Source organism: Vibrio sp. M260118, from assembly GCF_036533755.1.
In the GTDB taxonomy this organism is placed as follows: Bacteria; Pseudomonadota; Gammaproteobacteria; order Enterobacterales; family Vibrionaceae; genus Vibrio.
In genome coordinates this window covers 1-1,794 of record NZ_JATABG010000546.1, presented here as the reverse complement: position 1 = coordinate 1,794, position 1,794 = coordinate 1, and the positions used below count along the sequence as shown (strand labels likewise).

Genomic DNA, 1,794 nt, shown 5'->3' with positions numbered 1-1,794 from the left:
TTAAATTGAAGAGTTTGATCATGGCTCAGATTGAACGCTGGCGGCAGGCCTAACACATGCAAGTCGAGCGGAAACGAGTTAACTGAACCTTCGGGGAACGTTAACGGCGTCGAGCGGCGGACGGGTGAGTAATGCCTGGGAAATTGCCCTGATGTGGGGGATAACCATTGGAAACGATGGCTAATACCGCATAATAGCTTCGGCTCAAAGAGGGGGACCTTCGGGCCTCTCGCGTCAGGATATGCCCAGGTGGGATTAGCTAGTTGGTGAGGTAATGGCTCACCAAGGCGACGATCCCTAGCTGGTCTGAGAGGATGATCAGCCACACTGGAACTGAGACACGGTCCAGACTCCTACGGGAGGCAGCAGTGGGGAATATTGCACAATGGGCGCAAGCCTGATGCAGCCATGCCGCGTGTATGAAGAAGGCCTTCGGGTTGTAAAGTACTTTCAGCAGTGAGGAAGGTGGTAGTGTTAATAGCACTATCATTTGACGTTAGCTGCAGAAGAAGCACCGGCTAACTCCGTGCCAGCAGCCGCGGTAATACGGAGGGTGCGAGCGTTAATCGGAATTACTGGGCGTAAAGCGCATGCAGGTGGTTTGTTAAGTCAGATGTGAAAGCCCGGGGCTCAACCTCGGAATTGCATTTGAAACTGGCAGACTAGAGTACTGTAGAGGGGGGTAGAATTTCAGGTGTAGCGGTGAAATGCGTAGAGATCTGAAGGAATACCGGTGGCGAAGGCGGCCCCCTGGACAGATACTGACACTCAGATGCGAAAGCGTGGGGAGCAAACAGGATTAGATACCCTGGTAGTCCACGCCGTAAACGATGTCTACTTGGAGGTTGTGGCCTTGAGCCGTGGCTTTCGGAGCTAACGCGTTAAGTAGACCGCCTGGGGAGTACGGTCGCAAGATTAAAACTCAAATGAATTGACGGGGGCCCGCACAAGCGGTGGAGCATGTGGTTTAATTCGATGCAACGCGAAGAACCTTACCTACTCTTGACATCCAGAGAACTTTCCAGAGATGGATTGGTGCCTTCGGGAACTCTGAGACAGGTGCTGCATGGCTGTCGTCAGCTCGTGTTGTGAAATGTTGGGTTAAGTCCCGCAACGAGCGCAACCCTTATCCTTGTTTGCCAGCACTTCGGGTGGGAACTCCAGGGAGACTGCCGGTGATAAACCGGAGGAAGGTGGGGACGACGTCAAGTCATCATGGCCCTTACGAGTAGGGCTACACACGTGCTACAATGGCGCATACAGAGGGCGGCCAACTTGCGAGAGTGAGCGAATCCCAAAAAGTGCGTCGTAGTCCGGATCGGAGTCTGCAACTCGACTCCGTGAAGTCGGAATCGCTAGTAATCGTCTTTGTGGTTCATGACTGGGGTGAAGTCGTAACAAGGTAGCCCTAGGGGAACCTGGGGCTGGATCACCTCCTTATACGATACGGATAGTTTGCTTCTGCTTTTTAAAGCGGAAACAAATAAGTCGCGATGAGTGTTCACACAGATTGATGGTTTATAAAAGTAAAGAGAGATTCTAGAGGCTAGTTGCTAGTCCCTAGAATAAAATGAACCTTTCCCAAAAGGTTCACAGTCTCTAGGAGCTAGGCACTAGTTCACTAGAAACTTATCCAGTGTCCCGTTCGTCTAGAGGCCTAGGACACCGCCCTTTCACGGCGGTAACAGGGGTTCGACTCCCCTACGGGATACCATTGGGTCGTTAGCTCAGTTGGTAGAGCAGTTGACTTTTAATCAATTGGTCGCAGGTTCGAATCCTGCACGACCCACCATT

General features: G+C 52.0%; 2 tRNA genes and 1 rRNA gene. All 3 read left to right on the top strand.

The features are described 5' to 3' along the window. Positions 1-2 precede the first annotated feature (2 nt). The 3 genes from QTO00_RS19395 (at position 3) to QTO00_RS19385 (ending at position 1,792) form a co-directional block, all read left to right on the top strand. Positions 3-1,440: ribosomal RNA gene (locus QTO00_RS19395) — 16S ribosomal RNA — on the top strand. Between the two features lie 198 nt (positions 1,441-1,638). Next, positions 1,639-1,714 (top strand) — tRNA-Glu (locus tag QTO00_RS19390). A 2-nt stretch (positions 1,715-1,716) separates the two neighbouring features. Then, positions 1,717-1,792, top strand: a tRNA-Lys gene (locus tag QTO00_RS19385). Positions 1,793-1,794: the final 2 nt, after the last annotated feature.